Raw genomic sequence first — 22,254 nt, 5'->3', positions numbered from 1 at the left:
GTATGGTAAAAATGCTTCAAAAATGGAACTAATGATGACCAATATATCATGATATTATAAGTCATGCCAAATCCCATTCCTACAGAAAGAAGCGAATTGTATGAGAAAACGCAGAACTAATCGGCTTAGAGCACCAACGATGAGCGCAGTTACTGCGAGTATATCTCCCATACCAATCATACCAAATGACAAAGAGTACGAATTGAATCGTTGGCTATTCGTTACCGCACTGTTTATGGCATCACTCAATCTGAGACCCATTGTTTCATCTATTGCACCTGTCTTGGGAAGCATTCAACAGGATCTCGGCCTAAGCGGGGCTGTATCGAGCCTGCTCGTTTCTATTCCTGTGTTATGTATGGGAATACTTGCTCCGTTCTCTGTAAAATTGAGTGAAAAATTGGGGATTGAACAGGTCATCACCTTCTCCCTGATGCTGATCGGAGGCAGTACACTTTTACGCCTGTTTATCCATTCGGCTTCATTGTTATTCTTCACTACATTGTTATCCGGTATAGGTATTGCTATGATGGGACCTTTGTTATCGGGCTTTATTAAAAAGCATATGGCTGACAGAGCACCCTCCATGATTGCAATCTATTCTATGGCTCTGGCATTGGGTGCGGCACTTGGTTCCAGCCTTACTTCACCCTTGAATTGGGGGCTTCATTCGTGGCAAATGTCATTATCGTTCTGGGTGATACCTGTCATTCTCGCTTTGCCCCTATGGTTTAATGTACTGAAGCGACAGCCTTCCAGCTCTAAACTGAACTCAACCGTTTTATACAGAAAATCGTTAGAACTACCTTGGCAAAAGGGCAAAGCATGGATTCTGGCTATGCAATTCGGAATGTTATGCCTTGTATTTTATTCGCTTTTAGGTTGGCTTCCCTTAATCCTTATTGGAGCAGGTGCATCCAAGCTTCACGCCGGGCTTATGGTTACTTTGTTCGCATTGATACAAATTCCGAGTGGTACCGTATTGCAGCAGCTTCTTAAAAGGCATGCTTCAAGACGAAACTGGCTCTTCGTATCCTCCATGATGCAAGCTGCTGGTCTGTTGCTTATTTTCTTTTCCACTTATCTATGGCTTGCTGTGTTCATTTGTGGTTTGGGATCGGGGATGCTGTTTGCACTGCTCAATTTGCTTCCGGTTGAACTGACTACTTCGCCTGAAGAGGCGGCCTCATGGGCGGCTATGACGCAGAGCATAGGCTTTTTGATTGGAGCGTCCGGGCCATTTTTAACTGGGTATCTTCATGATCGTATGGGTCATTTTAATGCAGGAATATTGGCAATGGTATTCATTTCTATAGCCATGGGAATCCTTTCTCTAACAAAGATGTCTAAAGAGGATTCATTGAGCTTATCCAAATAAAGTATAAGAATTGTCCAAATAATAGAATGCAAAAAAAGAATCTGGAGGTCTATTTTATGAAAATTTTCGTAGCTGGTGCAAGTGGTGTTATCGGAAGATTGCTGCTGCCGCAACTCGTACAGGCTGGTCACGATGTCTTTGGCATGACGCGGAAAGAAGAGCAAAGAGGGGCTATTGAACAAACAGGAGCCAAGGCCATTGTTGCAGATGTGTTCGATCGGGTGCAAATGGTGAATATTCTAACAGAAGTTAAACCTGATGTTGTAATTCATCAATTAACCTCATTAAGTCAAGGCAGCTCGGCAGAAAATGCGCGCATACGCATCGAAGGAACCCGAAATCTGGTAGATGCGGCAAAACAGACGAAGGTTCAAAAAATCATCGCGCAGAGCATCTCATGGGCATATGAACCTGGTCCAACTCCTGCGGTAGAAGAAACAGCATTGGATAAGTTTGCTCCTATGCCTAGAAATACAACGATTAACGGTGTTGTTGCCCTGGAGGAAGCTGTAAAAGAAATTCCTGCGTATGTCATTTTACGGTATGGTACCTTATACGGACCTGCAACCTGGTATGATAAAAATGGGAATACAGCAAAAAAAGTCATGAACCAAGAAATGAAGGCAACGGATGGGGTATCGTCTTTTGTTCATGTCGAAGATGCTGCGAATGCTGCTCTGCTGGCGCTGGATTGGCCAACGGGTACGTATAACATTGTGGATGATGAACCGGCCAAAGGCATAGAATGGCTTCCTGTATACGCTCAAGCCTTGGGTGCACCAGCACCAGACATTCAATCGGGAGCAGCTCCGTGGGAGAGAGGGGCTTCGAATCATAAAGCCAAAAACGAACAAGGATGGATTCTTCAATATCCTACTTGGAGATCGGGTTTTTCCAAGTCATTACAATAGAAATATCGTCGTTAGTAGCGCTGGCCTGAAGCCTAATCCGAATAAACATATTACAAAAAAAGTCGCAAAAAAGTCGCTGTTATAGCGACTTTTTTGCGTTGTTGCATTTTTAAGTGAAAGCTTACTACGCGTTTTCTTGTTCCTCAAGCAGTTTCCTCAACTTTTGACGCTGTCGTTTCTCCTTCTGACGACGTTCTCTGTCTTCAGCCTGTAAAGCCTTGAGCAAGGATACACACATACCGATAAGAACCACAGCGAACGGCAGTGCCGCCACAATGGACGCGGTCTGCAGGGCACTCAATCCCCCGCTAATTAGTAGGACGACTGCAATGGAAGATTGCATGATTCCCCAGGTTAATTTCACTTTAGTACTCGGATCAAGCTTCCCATCTGAAGTCAGCATACCCAGCACAAAAGTAGCCGAATCAGCCGACGTAATAAAGAAGGTCATAATGAGAAGTGTGGCGATGAATGCTACGATCGTTCCCAATGGCAGCTGCTCCAGCATGAGGAATAAAGCCGTTGTCGTATCTTCCTTGACGGCCTCCGCCAGATGGACTGCATCGAACAATTCCAGGTGAAGTCCTGTTCCGCCAAACACCGAGAACCAGATAAACCCAAAAAGACTTGGAATAAGCATGACATAAATTACAAACTCCTTTACCGTTCTTCCTTTGGATACCCTTGCAATAAAGGTGCCGACAAATGGAGCCCACGCGATCCACCATGCCCAGTAAAATAAAGTCCATACTCCAATCCAGGTTTCTCTTGAGAACGGCGTCAGTCTCAAACTCATATTAATAATATTTTGCATGTAACTGCCCAAGGTTGTCGTGAATGTGTCAAATATAAACGTAGTCGGACCCGTCACCAATACAAACAGCATCAACAGCACAGCGATCACCAGGTTGGTGTTACTCAGAATCTTGATACCTCTATCCAGGCCAGAGGTTGCGGAGATTAAGTACAGTACCGTTACAACGCAGATAATAACAAACTGGATTGTAATTGAGTTAGGGATACCAAATAAATAATTCAGGCCCCCTCCGATCTGAAGTGCCCCCAATCCAAGCGAGGTCGCAACACCGAAGATCGTGGAGATAACCGCCAGAATGTCAATAAGTTTGCCAAGCCAGCCTGCAGCTAGACGCTCACCGATTAGAGGAATAAACGTGGAGCTGATCAGTCCTTTATAGCCTTTCCGGAACTGGAAGTAAGCCAGGGCTAGGCCAATAACGGTATAGATAGCCCAAGGATGCAGCCCCCAGTGGAAGAAGGAATAGCGCATAGAAAGTCTTGCGGCTTGCGTTGTTCCGGGTTCCGCTCCCTCCGGTGCAGATAAATAGTGGGATAGCGGTTCAGCAACTCCCCAGAAAACCAGTCCAATCCCCATACCGGCGCTAAACAGCATGGATAGCCAGGAAATCGTCGAATATTCCGGTTCATCATCATCATCCCCCAGCCTGATACCGCCAAATCGGCTAAATGCCAGATAAAAAGCGAAGATCAGGAAGAACAGTGTCGCCAGCAAATAAAACCAGCCAAAGTTCTGGATAGAGAAGTTGTAGGCAGCGTTAGCTGCACTCGCTAGCTGATCAGGAGCTAGCGCTCCCCAGAGTGAAAACAGTACAACGATAATTATTGTGATTATAAATACCATAAAAAGAACCTCCGTTATGTATGCTTCAGCCAACTGTTCCTTAGTATGTGCTAGTCCAGCTTGTCATCATGCGGAAAGCCAGCTGTTGATAAAATAAAACAAACCGATGTATATTGAAACACCTTCGGGTTGTTTTGCTCCATCGGGACGGCATTTTCTTACCATGACACATTGTGTCATACCAGTTGTTGTATGATTATGTCAGTTAAACGAAAGGAGCATATGCAGATGAGATTAACAGTCACCGTGAGCGATGATAAAAAACAGAAGGTACTTGAGATGGCAAAGAAAAATTTTGAGGAAAAGCATAGAGGAGTGTTTATTGAGATCGAACCTCTGCCCAGAGAGATACTTGAGCAGCGTCTGCAAAGTGGTAGTGCTCCTGATCTGATCGAGTGGGATGGCAACAGCATCGGAGGTCTTCTCGATCATGGAATCATTCCATACACGGCTGGGACAATAGCGATACTCAGTGCACCGATGTAATCGTCGGTGCACTGTCGCTTACTCAGATTGAAGTCGCTATTTTAGCGGCTTGTTTTATGCTAACAGTACATTTTTTTCGGAGGCAGGGACAGAAAAGGACAAGGTATTTTATCTGAAATAGGAAAATGACGAGTTTGTATAAAGCCGATCTTATAGAATGTATATTGAGCATGCCATCCAGAATGGGGTAAAATCTACTCAAGCAAAATGATAATGATTATCATTATAAATTAACGAATTGTTTTGCTACAATACATAGAACTTACGGGAGTGAAGGCAGACATGGCAAGATCAGAATTGATAAAAATCAGGTGCATATCGCTTATAACGGCAGCAATGATTACGGTGACAGGTTGCGGATCGACAAGCGACCAAGCTGCGTCTACAGTGCCTGCCGATCAGACTGGACAGGCAACGGCTGCGACCAGCGAAGCGCTACCTCAGACCGAAACACGCATTGTAACCGATGGCTTTGGAGAGGTAGAGATTCCGACCAATCCGAAGAGAATCTCAGCTCTTTATCGTGAAGATTATTTGGTTGCACTTGGGGTAACGCCTATTGTGCAATATTATAACCCGATGTGGGGCAAGCAGGATTATTTGAAGCTGGACGTGCCGTTGTTCGACGTAACCGGAAATATCGAAGCTTTGCTTGTATCCGAGCCAGACTTAATCATCGGTGCGGGAGAGGTCGATGCAGAACAATACGAGCTTTATTCCAAAGTTGCTCCGACGTTTCGTTTGCCGGACGATGTACTTGCGGATTCACGTAAAACTTTGACCTTAATCGCAGATCTGCTTGGTCTCAGCGATAAAGCGGAGCAGGTTATTGCCGATTATGATACTCGTATTGCCGATGTGAAAGCAAGGTTGAACTCGGCAATCGGCGATGAGAAGATCGTTGTTCTGCGGATGAACGTCGCAGACAAATCGATTAATATTTTCGGTATCCATAACACCTTTGTCGGAGAAATCTTGTATAAGGAGCTTGGGCTGAAGGCACCAGCGTTCGCCGAAGCGATGACGGAGGGCAATATCGTCTTGTCGAACGAGGTCATTCCTGAACTTGACGCGGACCATATTATTTTGCTGCCGTCCAACGGAACGTGGGAGGAAGAGAGTAACGCAAAAGCACTTGAAGAAATGAAGGCTAATTCGTTATGGAAGACCGTTCCCGCATTTAAGAACGGCCATGTATATCCCGTTGAAAGATCATACTGGCAGACGGGAGCCATTACGGCCAACGGGTTGAAGATGGATGATTTGCTTCGATTGCTAGCTTCATAACAGGTAATCAGAGAGATTACGTTTATTGGAGAAGGATCTGCACCATCATAGAGCAATAATGAGTCACTCTTCAACGAAGGTTGAAGGGCGGCTCTTTTTAATTTACACTATGTATTGAGAATGAATATCAATTGAAAGGCGTTGGATAGTAAAAATGGATATTGAAGAGGGCAAACAAGCTGGGACGGCTCCTTCAGTTCAATATGTGCTACGATCGATCCGCTTCTTTGTTGTGGGCGAGCAAGGAGAAACAGGTGACTCGGACGGCGTAGACGGAGACGATAAGGAAGATTTCGATCTCTTCTTTATTATGAATGGAACGGGTCAAGGAAAATGCTATTTACAGAGACCTGGCAGACCTTTCTCTATTGAACAGCAGGTTATAAACTGCAGCTATTACCGAATTTGCTTTACAACGATCGGCGATGGTGAAGTTTCAAGTTTGCTGCCGGATAAGCACGAGCTTTCCTGCGCACCCTTCGCGAAGGCGATGGAGCTGCTTGATGAGTTATATGGACTTGACGGAGCGACAGACGAGCTCGAGCTGTTCCAACGATTTGTTAAATTCCAGGAGCTGCTGCTCTTTCTATTTCATCAAAATGCATCCGCAACCGAAGATAAGGGAATGGATATCGAGCATCACAGGGTAGAGCTTAGTATACGGCACATTCATGAATATTACCGCGAGCTACTGACCGTGGAGGATCTTGCCTCCCTCGCAGGCATTGATCGCTGGAAGTATACCCGTCTGTTCAAGGAAATTACGGGTCAAGTACCGCTTCAGTACTTGAATGAAGTACGGATTAGTCAGGCCAAGAAGTGGTTGGCAAGCGCCGATGACAGGCTGCTCGATATTGCGCTCAATGCAGGATTCAACAATGAATATTATTTCAGTCGTCGTTTCAAGCAGACGGTTGGCATCTCGCCCGGACAATACCGCCGAAGCCGCAAAGGAGAGCTTAGAGTAGTAGCGCCGTATTTGGAGGATTTTCTCGTTGCGCTGGATATGCAGCCGATCGCTCAATATCGACATGAGAAATGGGGAAAACAAGACTATCTAGGTTTAAACCATATTCCGACGTTCGACGAGAACAGCGGCAACTTTGACGAGCTTTCCTGTTATAAGCCGGATCTGATTTTGCTTGTCGATCGTTACGAGAAGCAGCAATATTCTCAGTGCCGACGCATATCCAACACGTGCATCCTGCGTGAGCCGACCACGAATTGGCGTACACTGCTGCGTACCGTCGCCGATTATTTCGGCCGGATGGAGTTGGCCGAAAATGCTATTGCAAATTATGCTTTCAAAGCTCGGAACGCGAGCCACACGCTGAATAAACTTATGAAAGATGAAACGGTCGCTTTTTTGCGTATCTCGGCGGACCAAATCATTCAATATACGGAAGAAGCACAAGGCTTTGTTTCAACGGTTCTCTATGGCGATGCTGGCCTGCGCTCGCATGCCGCAGTAGGGATAACCTCAGAATTGAATAAGCCGGGTATGTTCAATCTCTCTGTAGAGGAATTGAGTGCGTTAAACGCGGACCATCTGTTCATTACTTTCGATAAGTGGCATAGCCAAGCAGAAGGGAAGGAAAGGGCACTGCTGGAGCAGCCAGAGTGGCGCGATCTTCCCGCTGTAAGAAACAACCGCGTTTACGAGGTTGATTTTCTAACCTGGATGAATAACGGAGTTATTTCTAACGGCAAAAAAATTGATGATATCCTGCGATCGTTAGCTTGATTTTTGTTTTCCTTACGACCAGTTAGTCTGCTCCTCCGTTTTGTATAAAGCAAACGTCGATTTTGTTCATTGTTATTGTTACGTTGTCGAAGTTACAATGATAATGATAACTATTATCATAAGCGCGGATATTTACATAAGCCGGCAGGAGGAGGACTTCAATTGACTGAGCAGCTTGAATTATACGATGTGACCATTATCGGCGGTGGTCCTGCGGGAATGTATACTGCTTTTTATAGTGGAATGCGCGATTTAAAGACGAAGTTAATAGAAGCGAAAGAAGAGCTGGGAGGGCGGATGCTTATTTATCCCGAGAAAATGATCTGGGACGTTGGAGGAGTTACCCCCATCCTATGCGAGAAGTTAATCGCACAATTATCGGAGCAGGCGAAGACGTTCGACCCTACCATTGTATTCGGCCAGCACATTATCCGATTGGAGAAACAAGCGGATTCAACCTACATTCTGGAGGCGGTAACAGGGGAGAAACACTGGACACGCACAGTCATTCTGGCGATTGGGCGCGGCATTCTGCGAATGGCGAAGCTGGAACTGGAAGGGGCTGAGCGCTACGAGGTGTCCAATCTGCACTATACGGTACAGGAACTGGAGCCTTTTAGAGGGAAACGAGTACTTATTTCGGGTGGGGGAAACTCGGCTGTCGATTGGGCAAACGAGCTGGCTTCCATCGCTGCTCAGGTGACGGTTGTACACAGGCGGGATCACTTTGGCGGACACGAAAAAAATGTTATTCGAATGAAGCAGTCCTCTGCCGATGTGCTTACGCCATATGAAATTACACAATTATACAGCGGCAATGGAAAGGCGATTGAACGGGTGACGATTGCCCACATCGAATCTGGGAACTCGCACGAGCTAGAAGTTGACGAGGTTATCATCAACCACGGGCTGAAATCCGATTTTACAGGAATCAAGGATTGGGGGCTGGATATGGACGACTGGAACATATTCGTCAGCCCGAAACTTGAGACGAACTTGCCAGGTATTTTCGGGGCTGGCGACTTTGTTAATTACGACAGCAAGCTGAACCTGATTGCAGGGGCGTTCACGGATGCTGCCTTAGCGCTTAACAGCGCCAAACGATATATAGATCCCGATGCACCGAGAATGGCTTATGTATCGTCACATAACGAAAGGTTTAAAGAGCGTAACAAAGCGCTTGGCGTATCCGATGAATAGCAGGGTCCGCAACCAGTATACGAATAGAAAATGGGTATAATCGCAACTGGCCATGGATGAGCAGACAGAAACAAATGTAATAACAATCGGCCCACATACACTCGTGTTTGAGCTAGATAGACTAACACCCTTAATATGTACGTAAGACTAAACAAAGCCGCTATTTTAGCGGCTTTGTTTATTTTGTCGGTATAAGTTCCGCGCCCAGGACAAAAACTTATTCTTCATTACCAAATAGATGAATATTTGTTCTTTCAGTGTAAGTTCAGTTACTTCATTGACAATGAAAGCTTGACAAGGACAAAACATCTATATATAACTAAATTAGTTATAACAATTATAGTTATATTTAAAAATAAAAATTGGAGGTTAATATGAAAATCATAAATCATTTTATACCTGTTTTTACCGATCAACTGGAATTAACTGTTGCATATTATGAATCTCTTGCTAACCGATCTATGGATCGCACATGGAATATTCCCGAGGCTGGCTTATCTTTAGCCACAGTATATCCTTACGTCATTGTATCTGGAAGTCCAGAGGCCTTGGAGCCTGCTAAATCACTCCGTGCAGTGGTGTATGTTGATTCTATGAACGAATTGAAGGCAGAATTAAAAAAGCAAAATACCCTTATCGTAAGAGATCAGCATGGTCCTATTGGTCCAAGCGTTTTTGTTCAACATCCTGATGGCAGTTTTATTGAATATGTTGAGCCTGCGCAAGCTTCTGTCTGAATTGGTGCAAAATCCAAAAATGTAAAATAAGCTACTCCAGTAGAGGAGTAGCTTATTTTACATTTGTCTTCATGCGTAGTTGTTCTACAATCTGAGCTAGAGTAACAGAAGCTAGTTCATGCTCCATAGCCTTCTGTGCATTAGAGAGTTGGGGTAATAGAACAGATTCAATGTTCATTCCTACTGAACAATTTGGATCAGTATCCTTGTGAATTTTGAAAAGCTCATTTCCATCCACAGATTCGACTGCTTGGAAAATATCCAGTAGGGTTAATCTTTCAGGAGGTATCAAAAGAGAAGCCCCGGCAACTCCTGGTTTTGTATCAATATAACCTGCTTTTTTGAGCTGGGCCATAATTCTTCTAATGACTACAGGGTTACTATTTACGCTACGGGCAATTCGATCGCCTGTACTATATAGAGGGTCCAGTGAGATCATGGAAAGAATATGGACGGCCATCGAAAAGCGACTACTTATTTGTTTCAATCTACTCACCTTCTTTGCTCAATAGTATAGTTTCATTTAAAGAACAGGTCAATCAACTGCTGTATCAGGTTAACGGAAGGATAAAAAATCACTTCCAATTCAAATCTATCTATAACACAGTCGGCTATGGCTGCGAGTTCCGGGATTTGGAGGAGTCGAGCCGGGAGTCCATCGAATCATTCTGCTTCTACAAGTTGTGGGGAAGGTGCAAACCCACTTCCGTCATAGCTATAACCGCCCACAATTTGATTGATGTGCTAATTCAATACCTTTTACGATCGCATCTTCTGTTCCATGATCTAAAGCCCTCCTTATTTATTCAAAAGGATAGGTACTTACTCCATGCTCCAATTGAATCGTTCTGAGATAACGAATAGCAGCATAGAGGCGTTCGACTTTAGCAAACCCGCATTAATCATCATTAACAACCTCCGATTCGATTAGTGATATATACTCGAGGTTGTATTCAGTAAAGTTGTTATATTACGATCTCGTATGTCTTCGATTGTTCTTCTGTTCATTCATTGCTGAACCATTTCCTTCTTTTTACCTTGAAGTCCACTCACATATAACACATACTTAAATTTATTTACTCAATCATCACGGCTTAGCGGAAAAACTTCTCGGTCTTACAGGGGGTGGAAGGTTGTGAGCACAAAAATCACCAGATGGACCCTGCGATCCAAATTCATCTTGATCTTGCTGCTCTTTGGTGTGCTTCCCATGATTGTTATCGGCTGGGCTGGTTATAATGCCTCCAAACGTACAATCATTCACCAGGCTATGGAAATCCAATCTCGTTTACTCGAACAGACAGTTGCCTCTCTAAACAGTGAGCTGTCCATGTACCAGATGCTTGCTGGATCGTTCGGGCAGGAGGAAAGCGTCCGCCAGATGCTTGATCCAGAATCTTCACCAGACGATCTAAAGCGGTACATCAAGGAATGGGATATGTTCAATCAATTGATGAGCAAACTGGTATTTTCCAAATTCGAAAAAACGCCCTCCATTCTAATTTACGGCTATAACCGTAAAGTGTTCACAAGCTGGGGGGCGGACGGCAGCAGGCTAGCCGATTATCTCGACAGCAAGGCGGAGTTCAAAAAAGTGTTGCAAGCCGGAAGCAGCGAACGGTTCGTGTGGGTAACTCCGCATCTGGCGTTCGATCCATCAAGCGCGACGGAGCCTATGCTCACTTATGAGGCCGGATATACGGATATAGAGACCGGCACAGAGTGGGGGAAGATAATGATTTCGGGTTCTGTGGCGGCCTTGGTAGACGATCTTGCTTCAAATAACCAGTTTATCATCGCGAAAACGGATGGGTCGCAGGTATATTCTCCCTCAAAAGCAACCGCGCCTGTTGCAATCCTCCAAGAAGCGGTCGCAGCGGATTACGGTAAAGTCACTACCGTACTGAATCAGGGTAAGAGCCTGGACAATTCTCTCTATATATCCGCCAAGCTTCTGAATGATTGGGTCGTCGTCAAGGAGATTCCCTATCAGAATTTCCTGTCCGAGCTTGGACAAATCCGTAACATTCTGTTGGTGGTCATCGGACTCTGCGCATTACTGTCCATCCTGCTTGGACACTTGTTCACCGGCCGAATTCTGCGGCCGATTAAGCAGATGGTCCGTGTCATGAGAAGGATCGGGTCAGGGGAATGGACGCATGTTCCGCTGATTCGCACCGATCCTGAGCTTGATATGCTCCAGCGTTCATTCCTGAGCATGACCTCCGATTTGAAGGAATTGCATGAGCGTATGGAGATGGAGCAGCGACAGAAGCTAGAGCTAGAGTTGCAAACACTGCAATCGCAAATTCAGCCCCATATGATTAAGAATACGCTGGCGGTGATCAGTGGGCTGGCGCTACATGGACAGATGGAGAAAATTCGTGAGGTCGTCCATGCTCTGGGATACTTTCTATCATCAAAAATATATCCGGAGAACCCGCTCGTAACTGTTAAAGATGATCTGGATGCGCTGCAGCATTACCTGACAATTATGCGGATTCGATACCCGGATCGCATTCATGTCCTGATTGATGTACCAGACGCACTGCTCGGGCAGTACATTCCCCGCTTTACTTTGCAGCCGCTGGTGGAGAACAGTATCTATCACGGTATGTACGGCGAGGCGGCGATTCATATCTGGATACAGGCCTATGATATATCCGACACCTTCACCATCACCGTATCCGACAACGGGGCCGGAACATCCAATCGTCCACTCGAAGCGGTCGTAGAGGCGGAGGATATAGAGCAGATGCAAACATATTCCGGTATTGGGTTGTCCAATATTCAGCAACGCATTGCCTTGTATTTCGGTGGAGCAGGAAGCTTGCAATTCGAAAGCTCCCCAGGGTCTGGCGCTCAGGTGGAGATATCGCTGCCGAAGCAACAATAATCTAGAAAAAGCTGTGTTCATAAGGAGGCGACAACATGTCCATTCGAACGATGCTGGTAGAAGATGAGTGGCTAATTAGAGAGGCGCTGCTAAGAACAGTGCCCTGGGAGCAATACGGCTTTGAGATTGCGGGCCAGGCGAGTAATGGAAAGGACGCACTCGAAATGTTTATCCAGCTGCAGCCGGATGTTGTGATTACGGATATTCGCATGCCGGGAATGGACGGGCTGGAACTGATTGGCTGTATCCGCGAGATATCACCGACAGTGCTGATTTGTATACTTAGCAGTCATACCGACTTTGGACTCGCTAGGCAAGGCATACGCTACGGTGTGTTCGAGTATTTGGACAAACTTAATCTATCATCTGGAGAGGTTGAACACTGCCTGGAGCGGCTATATGATACCTTTCACAAGAAGCTTTCCGAGCAAAGCGGGGGGACCAGTTTACTGGCAGCGTCACAGCCTGAAGTCCGGATACTTGAGCTTCAGTCTCCATCCGCCTGGCTGAAACAGTTCAGGTTAAGTGCACGGGCGTGCGCGGGCTGGAGATGGATTATTATGCTGATGGACCGGGAAATATGGGGGCAGACGGATATTCACGCTTGGCTGGAGGAGTTTCCCTATCCGGCCGTCATTGCGGAGAGGCGATTATTTGTTGACACCGAGCAGCGACTGCATCTTATTCTCGAGGACGAGATTGAAGCGCCGCACCTGCTACTAGAGCGCTATGAAGATACGGGCATACTGATCAGTTCCAGAGTTGCCGGACCGAACGAGTGGGAGAAGGCTTACCGTGAAGCTGAGGAATTGCAGGCAGACTTATTCTATACGGGCTGGAACCATATGGTCGAGTATGAGCACAAGCGTATATATCAAATGTCCGTCCCGGTACTTCAGGCTCAACAGGAGGAAAATTTGATTGCTTTGCTGGCGGGCGCCAATGCGAATGCCATCATGGATTGTTTAGATCAGTTGATGCAGGACGCCGAGCGGCGTAGCGTTCATCCGAAGCGGCTGGTTCAGGCGCTAACGATGCTGCTCACCCGGAATATTCCCGGCAGATATTTTCATCAGGAGCATATTGCAGCTTGGGGGGAAACCATCAGCCTTGCCCATTCCTGTACAACCGCCAGACAATTCATGGAGCGTATGTCAGCTGCCTTAAGGACCGTTATGCAGGACAATGAACGTTCTGTGACCATAGATGTAGAATCGGCGATCCGCTATGTGCAGCAACATTATCCAGAGAAGATAACGCTTGGCCGCTTGGCCGGTGCTGTTCATTTGAATCCAAATTATTTCTCCACGCTGTTTAAGGAACAGACTGGAGAGACGCCTATGTCCTTCGTAGCTGGCTTTCGGGTGGAAAAGGCAAAAGAGCTGCTCAGGCGCAAGGAAGGAAGCATACAGGAGATTGCAGAGCAGGTAGGTCTGCATAATCTCAGTCATTTCTCACGGGTATTCAAAAAAATGACAGGAAAAACGCCCTCAGAATACCGCGGGGATCTGTAAAACAGAACACAAAACTGAATAATCGACTAACCAAGGGGGCCTCCCCTTTTTTTTCTTCCATTATGTTATATATAAGACATATTTACTAACATAAAATTAACAGAAAGCGCTATCAAAAATATGAATAACTCAACAATTGTACTGAGATTTGTGCAAAGACAAACGCCTGGAACTCTATTATAGTTACATCAAGTAAGAAATACTCACACATTCGAACTTGGAGGGGACTACATGAAAAATTGGTTAAAACCTTTGATTGGAATTATGACCAGTGCATTGCTACTGGCCGGATGCGGATCAAGCACGATTGATAATACGACAGTGAATTCCTCAGCTTCGAAGCAAGCAGTAGCCATCAAGTTTATGCTATGGAACGACAGCGCCTCAGAGCGGATGTATGATGAGCTGGCTCAAGCGTTCGAAGCGAAGAACCCGGGCATCACCATTGATTTTACCAAAAGTGATGCAAACACCTACAGCGAACGTCTAACCGTAACGCTGACAGGCGGTGGCGAGGTTGATGCTTTTGCTTTTAAGAGTCTGGATGAATATTACAAGCTGGCCTCGTCGGGGCGAACGCTGCCACTCGATGATCTTGCAGCTGCTGACAACACAGAGCTTTCGGGTGTTCAATCCTTCTTTAAAGATCTGAAAATTAACGATAGACTGTACGGCTTGCCATTCCGTTCGGACGGCTGGGCGCTCTACTACAATAGAGATCTTTTTGATCAAGCGGGAGTTGCATATCCCGGCGATGACCTGACTTGGGAGCAATATGTTGAACTAGCCAAGAAGATGACAAGCGGAAGCGGGACAGATAAAATTTACGGTTCCTTTATGCCGGACTGGCCGCAGACCTGGTACTCCTATGGACAACAACTGGGAAGCTCGCTCTACAGTGACAACTTGACCCCTTATGTGGAAGGACTCAAGCTGCGCAAGGAGCTGTCAGAAAGCGGTGCGCAGCCTTCCGTAGCCGAGAATAAAGCAACCAATGCACATTACAGAACGGCTTTCCTCACTGGGAAATATGCCATGGTTGTTACTGGAACCTGGTTCCCGGGCATGCTGGAACAGGATCAGAAGGACAATAAGCTCAACTTTAACTGGGGCATGACGTATGTTCCTCATCCGCCGGGAGTGCAGAAGGGCACAACAATGACTGCAGTCGTTGTTCATGCCGTGAACTCGGAGTCCAAGCATCCCGAAGAAGCCAAGAAGTGGATCAGCTTCATTTCCAGTGAAGAAGGACAGCAGATCGTGGCCAAATATCAGACACCGGCTTCCTCAGCAGATCGTGTCAAGGATCAGTACAAAGCAACCTTTACCAATGACGCGGTGAACATGGATGCCATCTTCAATATTACATCTGTTCCGGAACGAGAATTACGTAAGGGGATTACCCAGATGAATACGATCGCGACAGAAGAAGGAGAATTAGCATTGCTGGGCGAGCTGACACCTGAAGAAGCAATCGAGAACATCAAGAAGAGAAGAGAGCAAGAGATTCAATAGATCAAGAGGTAGGAAGTGATGAAATGTCTTCTTTGAATAAAAGCACGCTAGGGACACAGGAAACCAGGCTGTTGGAAAAAAGAAAAAAACCGTCATTGTGGCAACGGATGATGCATCCGCAAGCGAGAACAGCCTATCTCTTTTTGCTCCCGAATCTGCTAGGGTTCTTGTTATTTATCGCTATTCCGAGTGTGATGGCGTTCGGGCTTGGCTTCACAGAATGGGACGGGTATAATCCGGTGAAATGGAACGGTCTGGATAATTATTTCCGGCTTGTGCGGGACGAGAACTTTCGAATTGCTTTACAGAATACGCTGCTCTACACCTTTGGCTCCTGCCTGCTCGTTATCATTGCATCTCTATCATTGGCCTTGCTTGTTAACCGGAAAATGAAAGGGATGTCGCTCTACAGAGCGGCATTCTTCTTCCCCCATATTGCATCGTTTATCGCAGTAGCGGTGGTATGGCAGGCCATTTTCAATCCAACGCTCGGACCGCTGAACATGTTCCTCAGCAAATTTATGGAGCACCCCCCCGGATGGCTGGTCAGCTCGAACTGGGCTTTGCTCAGCATCATACTTGTTTCGGCCTGGAAGATGGCCGGCTACTATATGCTGCTGTTCCTAGCCGGCTTACAGGGAATTTCCAAAGAGCTGTATGAGGCGGCCAACATTGACGGCGCCAATATCCTGCAGCGCTTCCGTAATATCACCCTGCCTATGCTATCTCCAGTGACGTTCTTTGTCATCATTACCTGCATTATTAATCTGTTCAAGTCATTTGATCTTGTGTATGTCATGACTGGTGGTGGTCCGGGCCGCTCTACGAAGCTGCTCGTCTATGATATTTTCGTTCAATCGTTCCGCAATTCCGCATTTGGTTACGCCTCGGCTGAGGCCATCGTGCTGTTCCTGATCGTTCTGGCGATTACTTATGTACAATTTAAGGGGGAGAAACGATGGGTCAACTACTAGGTCGAGCAGTGCCTAAATCTCTGGCGCATCTGTTCATGATCTTAATATCTCTGGTCATGATCGTACCCTTTCTGTGGATGCTGTCCACCTCCTTCAAGTTGCAGGAGGAAGTGTTCCAGTATCCGATACAGTGGATTCCGCAGGTATTTCACTTCGAGAATTACGTCGAGGTATGGACCAGTATTCCATTTCCATTATACTATTTCAACTCTCTGAAGGTCTCTATCCTTGTTACTTTGGGGCAGCTGATTACCTGTTCTCTGGCTGGTTACGCTTTTGCCAGATTGGATTTCCCCGGAAAGAACCGATTGTTCATCATGTATTTCGCAGCCTTTATGATCCCTTATCAAGTCATTATGATTCCGCAGTATTTCGTCATTAAGAAGCTAGGCCTTGTTGACAGCCATTGGGCACTAATCCTGCTGGAAATCTTTAGTCCCTATGGCGTGTTCCTAATGCGCCAGTTCTTGTCGGGAATCTCAAAGGAACTCTCTGAGGCGGCGCGAATCGACGGCTGCAACGAATTTGGCATCTTTGCGAGAATCATCATGCCGCTGGCCAAGCCAGCGTTAGCAACGCTTGGAATTTTCGCTTTTTCCTGGGTGTGGAATGATTTTCAGGCTCCACTTATTTATCTTACCAGCGACAGCCTTAAGACACTTCCGCTCGGCTTGGCCAGTCTAAACGGAGAGTTCACATCGCAGACCCAATTAATTATGGCGGGTACCGTACTGTCACTTATTCCAGTAGTCACTGTATTCCTGTTCTTCCAACGATACTTTATTTCAGGCATTACTGCCGGTTCTGTGAAAGGATGAAAACTGTGAAGAAAACTCTAAGTACAAACGTAAAATGGCGTGAAGCCATTGAATATGCAGTCCTCAAAACGAAACACAATTTGTCCCGATACAATCAGAAGTTCCCCCATATTTCCAATGACAAGTGTTATGAATGGGGCGATAACGAGGACTGGATCGAAGGCTTCTGGACCGGGATAGTTTGGCTATGTTACGAGTACAGCGGTGACGAATATCTGCGTTTGCAGGCTAATAGCCAGATTGACAGCTTTCATCGCCGGCTTCAGGCCCAACATGCTCTAGAACATCATGACATTGGCTTCCTATATGGATTATCCGCACTTGCTGGCTGGATCGTTGAAGAGGATGAGCGGCACAAGCGGCTTGCCCTGCAAGCTGCTGATCATCTACTGGGACGTTGGCGAGAGACATCTGGGCTCATTCAAGCCTGGGGACCGGAAGATGATTCGGAGAATGGGGGGCGAATCATCATCGACTGTTTAATGAACCTCCCGCTGCTGTACTGGGCATCGAATGCAACTGGCAACCCCCGTTATGCGGAGGTTGCCGTCCGACAGGCGGAGTTGTCAAGGAAATTTCTTGTGCGGGGAGACGACTCGTCCTATCACACCTTTTATTTTGACCGCAGCGGAAATTCGCTTAGAGGAGGAACACATCAAGGCTACAGTGACGGTTCTACCTGGACACGCGGACAGGCTTGGGGCATCTATGGATTTGCTCTATCTTATCGCCAAACGGGAAACATCAATTTTCTGGAAACCTCGAAACGCCTTGCTGCTTATTTCATAGAACGAATACCGACTGACGGCATCGTGTATTGGGACTTTGATGTTCCCGTGTCCGGCTCTACCAGTCGGGACAGCTCCGCTTCCGCCGTTGCTGCTTGTGGCATGCTGGAACTACTGGAGCATCTAACACCTGACGATCCGCAGAGGCAGCGATTAGAAGATGCGGTCTTGCTGACTATGACGGCACTAGCCGAGTCCTCAATGAGTATGGCGCAGGAAAAGGAAGGGCTTATCGATCATGGGTCATACCATGTCAGGGGCAACTATGGGCTGGATGGATATATGATCTGGGGGGATTATTTCTATCTTGAAGCGCTACTTCGCCTGGAAAAGCAGATTCCTGGGTATTGGTATGAGCGGAGCAGCAGCTCTCATGCAGGTGTTTAAGTCGCCAGCCGCCTGGAATTTGCCTGAGTATTCATCTTGATTTTTTTGAAACGGCTGGAATTTCGTTTGCTGCATTTATAGGCTTTTGATGCAAAACAAAATTTTGGAGGGGTTGGTATGCAAGTGTATAATCAGCCATTCATTAAATCGTTCTTCTTCCGTTTTATCATCATGCTGCTGGTTCTGTCGCTTATGATTCCCGCTACAGCCTCGCCATCGGCGTTCGCCGCTGGAAGCATATACGTAAATGTTAACTATGATGAAAGCGGAAATGCCAAGAATACAAAGCTCTATAACGGCTCCACATACAGTGGCTCGGTCGGCGGAAGTTGGGGCATCTATAATTCTTTGGCAGAAACAGATTATGTGACTATAGAAAATGCTCCCCAGCGTGAGGATTACAGTCTCAAAATCGTTTCCAATACCAAAAACGTGAGTACCGGAAGAAATAATCTGGGCGGAACGGAAGCTGGCAATACCGGCATCGCCGGAAAGCTTGTTTTTGAAGCATCGGTTTATATGAACAGTACTACGCATCGCCGGGAGATTCAGTTCAGAAGCCTGAATGCGCCTTACCCCGCTACAAGTACTACCAATATTTCAGCCCTTACCTTCAATACTGCGGGAGAAATAAGGGATGCCAGCAATCAGTTCCTAACACATTACGAGAAGAATTCATGGTACAAAATAAAAATGTTCATAGACAATTCTGCCCGCTCCATAACTTATTTCCTGAATGATCAGTATTTAGGGGAATCCTCGCTGCCCTCCGTCTGGATGAATATTAGACATATCTACCTCAATCAGTATTTTCAAAGTGGGATGCAGGCAGAGTGGATGGTCGATGACCTGAAACTCGCGGAATACGTTTCAGTTACGGGAATCAGTACTTCAGTGGCACAGCTCGAGCTGCCGGAGAGCGCCAGCACCAACATAGTGGTTACGGCCTTGCCGCAAAATGCTTCCGACCAGCGTTTACTTTGGAGTACGGATGACCCTGATGTGGCCACAGTGATTAATGGTACGGTCCATGCGCTCAAAGAAGGTAGCACTACAGTGAATGTAAGCACTTATGAGGGCAATTATTCACTTGCGGTTCCAGTGGCAGTGACCAAACCGGTGCCGCCGCTCGGCATCATACTGCCGGATGAAATTAGTCTGGCGGTAACAAGCAAGCAAACTTTGCAGCCAGTATTTAATCCCGAGAATACAACGAATCAGGGACTGAGCTGGAGTTCCAACAGTCCTGCGGTTGCCATCGTAAATGCCGTTGGTGAAATTACCGGAATATCGGTCGGCTCTACGGTGATTACAGCAGTATCACAAGCCGATCCGACGATCACTGCAGAGGTTACCGTTGTTGTTACTCCCTATATTCCTGTCGCCTCTGTTGCCATTACCTCTCCACCCTCACAAATTTCCAAATACGACAGCCTGCAACTCATCGCAAATGTTGAGCCGGCGAATGCAACGGAATCACAGCTAAGCTGGGTATCCGATCACCCGGAAATTGTAAGTGTGACTGCAGATGGAAAAATACAGGCACTTGGCGTCGGTACGGCTACGGTGTCCGCAAACACAGTTAACGGAGTTGGGGATTCAGTTACACTTGAGGTGGTTGCTCCCCAGCCGGAAAATCCAGAAGAATATGATGAACTCAGGCAGCGTTGGAAGGAAACTCTGATCGGTAAAGATTCTCTGGATGTAAATGACACGGCAGTGCAAACCATTATTGAGACGAATGCGTCTGCAGCTCAACAATACTGGGAGAACATGCAACTTTCATCGGGAGGTACAACGCTCTGGAATGACCTGCCCGCTTCTGCCAGTGATTCTACTTTTATCAACAACCACTATACCCGATTGAAGACAATGGCATTAGCCTATCAGACAAAAGGAACCTCTCTCTACCATAATTCCGGGCTAAAGGACGATCTGCTTCAAGCCATGGACTGGATGCTGGATAATTTGTATACGGAGATGGGCACCGAATTCGGCAATTGGTGGAACTGGGATATCGGCGTTCCCAATCGTCTGGCCGATATTCTGATCCTGATGTATGACGAATTGACACCGGAACAAATTCTGAGGAATACGGCAAGCATCGATCATTATATCGGGGACATCACATCCGCTTCTTTTACACAGACAGGTGCCAACCGCTCCGATATCATGCTGATTCAAGTCCGTATGGGACTTGTCGAACATAACTACGACCGGCTAATTCAAGCCAGAAACGGGATGAGTGAGCTATTTCAGTACACAGCAGCAGGCGATGGCTTCTATGAAGACGGCTCGTATGTGCAGCACAGCACGATAGCCTACACGGGAAGTTATGGGGAGGTTCTGATCCAGGGGATAGGGAACCTGATGTTTCTGCTGAACGGAAGCACCTGGGAGCCGATTGTTCCCGAAATGAATAATGTCTATCGGTGGATCAACGAAGGATTTGCTCCTATTTTATACAAAGGGCAGGCTATTGATATGACAAGAGGTCGCGCAATCGTCAGGCCGGCAGCAGATGCCTATTACTCCGGCAGAAACATTCTGGCAGGTATCGCCCGAATTGCAGTGACATCTCCTGCCGAGCTATCGCTTCAATTAAAGAGCTTGGTGAAATATCATGTAGAGTATCAGCTAAGCCGGGGGATATCCTACTATCAGTTTCCACTGGATTTGGCAGATACGATCAAGGATTGGGTGGAGGATCCCGCGATTGTTCCCGCCACCGATTTTCAGGCACACTATGAGTTGAGTGGCATGGCTCGCAGTGTACATCGAGGCGAAGATTTCCTATTCGGGGTCAGTAAAAGTTCAAAGCGTATTGCTACCTATGAGCTTACCAACGGAGAGAATCCTAAAGGCTGGTACACTGGTGACGGGATGACGTATCTCTACAATCAGGATCTTTCCCAGTATACAGGCAGCTTCTGGGCAACGATGAACTGGAACCGGCTTCCAGGCACAACGGTTGTCTCGCGGACAAGGAATTCCAGCAATTATCAATATGGGGATGGAGAGACCGTCCCACTTAACTCCTGGGCGGGAGGCACAACGTTGGATACTTTCGGCGTTACAGGCATGGAACTGATTCAGAACGGTACACAGATGCAGGCGCGGAAATCCTGGTTCACTTTTGACAATGAAATTGTTGCGCTGGGTGCTGGCATTACAAGCACAGATAACCTTCCTGTAGAAACGGTCATTGAGCAGCGGAAGCTGAAGGAGGACAATTCCAACCGTTTCTTCGTGGATGGTGAAGCTCTGAATGGAACGACAGCATATGAAGAAATAGAGAATCCAGCATGGGCTTATCTGGAGGGTAATGTGACAGGTTCAAACATTGGTTATATCTTCCCGAATCATTCACCGATCAAATTGACCAGACAAATTCAAGAGGGAAGATGGTCCGACATTAATCTCAGCAATCCTCCTTCTGCAACAGCACCTACCGAACTGCTGCAGAATTATTTCCTGACCATGTGGATTGATCATGGGAATAATCCTGCTGACAGTCAGTATGAATATATGATTTTGCCAAATGCAAGCAAGCAGGAAACAAAAGAATACGCCGATTCGCCGGATGTCACCATCCTCGCCAATTCTAAGACGGTTCAGGCGGTCCGAGAGAATACGCTTAACGTTGCAGGTTATAATTTCTGGACGGATACTCTGACTACGATAGATGGCGTTACTTCGAATAAAAAAGCTTCTGTCATGATTAGAAAAAATCCGGGGGCCGATACGATTGAGCTGTCAGTGTCTGATCCTACGCTGGAGAATCAGGGTTATATTGAACTGGAACTGGACGCAGAGGCAGCGGGCATACTGGGTAAAGACGATCGGATCGAGGTCCTTCAACTATCACCCACGGTGAAGCTAAAAATTAATATGAAAGATACCCTCGGACGGACATTGCTGATTAAACTGCAAACCCAATGAAACCATGACGAAGCCAA

Annotated in this window: 16 protein-coding genes; 14 read left to right on the top strand and 2 right to left on the bottom strand. The window is 46.6% G+C overall.

All coding sequences use genetic code 11. The features are described from left to right. Positions 1-100: 100 nt before the first annotated feature. Positions 101-1,378, top strand: coding sequence for an MFS transporter (locus IEW26_RS07960; RefSeq protein WP_188591984.1), 1,278 nt, complete (start codon positions 101-103; stop codon positions 1,376-1,378). Between the two features lie 56 nt (positions 1,379-1,434). Further along, positions 1,435-2,289 (top strand): NAD-dependent epimerase/dehydratase family protein, encoded by an 855-nt coding sequence (locus IEW26_RS07955; RefSeq protein ID WP_188591983.1) that lies wholly within the window; start codon positions 1,435-1,437, stop codon positions 2,287-2,289. Positions 2,290-2,413: 124 nt separating this feature from the next. On the opposite strand, the gene IEW26_RS07950 is transcribed toward IEW26_RS07955, so the two are convergent. After that, positions 2,414-3,949 carry a glycine betaine uptake BCCT transporter gene (locus tag IEW26_RS07950; protein ID WP_188591982.1) on the bottom strand — a complete coding sequence of 512 codons (1,536 nt, stop codon included), beginning with the start codon at positions 3,947-3,949 and terminating at the stop codon, positions 2,414-2,416. A 228-nt stretch (positions 3,950-4,177) separates the two neighbouring features. Between IEW26_RS07950 and IEW26_RS07945 the strand changes: the two genes are divergently transcribed. From IEW26_RS07945 to IEW26_RS07925, 5 genes are all read left to right on the top strand, one after another. Beyond that, positions 4,178-4,435, top strand: a complete 258-nt coding sequence (locus tag IEW26_RS07945; RefSeq protein ID WP_188591981.1) for a hypothetical protein — start codon at positions 4,178-4,180, stop codon at positions 4,433-4,435. Positions 4,436-4,717: 282 nt separating this feature from the next. Next, positions 4,718-5,722 (top strand): ABC transporter substrate-binding protein, encoded by a 1,005-nt coding sequence (locus IEW26_RS07940; RefSeq protein ID WP_188591980.1) that lies wholly within the window; start codon positions 4,718-4,720, stop codon positions 5,720-5,722. A gap of 154 nt (positions 5,723-5,876) precedes the next feature. After that, positions 5,877-7,466, top strand: a complete 1,590-nt coding sequence (locus IEW26_RS07935; protein WP_188591979.1) for an AraC family transcriptional regulator — start codon at positions 5,877-5,879, stop codon at positions 7,464-7,466. Between the two features lie 162 nt (positions 7,467-7,628). Further along, a complete protein-coding gene (locus tag IEW26_RS07930; protein WP_188591978.1) occupies positions 7,629-8,666 on the top strand; it encodes an NAD(P)/FAD-dependent oxidoreductase in 1,038 nt (345 codons plus the stop codon). A 374-nt stretch (positions 8,667-9,040) separates the two neighbouring features. Continuing rightward, entirely contained in the window at positions 9,041-9,403 is a 363-nt protein-coding gene (locus IEW26_RS07925; RefSeq protein WP_111270911.1) for a VOC family protein, read from the top strand. A 52-nt stretch (positions 9,404-9,455) separates the two neighbouring features. Here the strand turns inward: IEW26_RS07925 and IEW26_RS07920 are convergent, their stop codons facing one another. After that, positions 9,456-9,890, bottom strand: a complete 435-nt coding sequence (locus IEW26_RS07920) for an Rrf2 family transcriptional regulator (protein WP_188591977.1) — start codon at positions 9,888-9,890, stop codon at positions 9,456-9,458. A gap of 648 nt (positions 9,891-10,538) precedes the next feature. Here IEW26_RS07920 and IEW26_RS07915 point away from each other — a divergent pair. The 7 genes from IEW26_RS07915 (at position 10,539) to IEW26_RS07885 (ending at position 22,237) form a co-directional block, all read left to right on the top strand. Then, positions 10,539-12,299, top strand: coding sequence for a histidine kinase (locus IEW26_RS07915; protein WP_188591976.1), 1,761 nt, complete (start codon positions 10,539-10,541; stop codon positions 12,297-12,299). A gap of 35 nt (positions 12,300-12,334) precedes the next feature. Further along, on the top strand, positions 12,335-13,813 hold the full coding sequence (locus tag IEW26_RS07910) for a helix-turn-helix domain-containing protein (RefSeq protein ID WP_188591975.1): 1,479 nt from the start codon (positions 12,335-12,337) through the stop codon (positions 13,811-13,813). A gap of 231 nt (positions 13,814-14,044) precedes the next feature. Then, positions 14,045-15,328 carry an ABC transporter substrate-binding protein gene (locus tag IEW26_RS07905; protein WP_188591974.1) on the top strand — a complete coding sequence of 428 codons (1,284 nt, stop codon included), beginning with the start codon at positions 14,045-14,047 and terminating at the stop codon, positions 15,326-15,328. Between the two features lie 71 nt (positions 15,329-15,399). Continuing rightward, entirely contained in the window at positions 15,400-16,302 is a 903-nt protein-coding gene (locus tag IEW26_RS07900) for a carbohydrate ABC transporter permease (protein ID WP_229729734.1), read from the top strand. Then, a complete protein-coding gene (locus tag IEW26_RS07895) occupies positions 16,287-17,120 on the top strand; it encodes a carbohydrate ABC transporter permease (RefSeq protein WP_145402123.1) in 834 nt (277 codons plus the stop codon). The genes IEW26_RS07900 and IEW26_RS07895 overlap by 16 nt, the downstream gene beginning before the upstream one ends. Before the next feature lie 5 nt (positions 17,121-17,125). After that, positions 17,126-18,295 carry a glycoside hydrolase family 88 protein gene (locus IEW26_RS07890; protein ID WP_229729733.1) on the top strand — a complete coding sequence of 390 codons (1,170 nt, stop codon included), beginning with the start codon at positions 17,126-17,128 and terminating at the stop codon, positions 18,293-18,295. A gap of 117 nt (positions 18,296-18,412) precedes the next feature. Beyond that, entirely contained in the window at positions 18,413-22,237 is a 3,825-nt protein-coding gene (locus IEW26_RS07885; RefSeq protein WP_188591973.1) for a polysaccharide lyase family 8 super-sandwich domain-containing protein, read from the top strand. The last annotated feature ends 17 nt before the right edge of the window (positions 22,238-22,254 follow it).

The sequence above is a fragment of the Paenibacillus silvae genome (assembly GCF_014639235.1).
Taxonomy (GTDB): Bacteria; Bacillota; Bacilli; order Paenibacillales; family Paenibacillaceae; genus Paenibacillus; species Paenibacillus silvae.
Note: the sequence above shows the minus strand (reverse complement) of the source record. Positions and strands in the feature narration are given on the sequence as shown.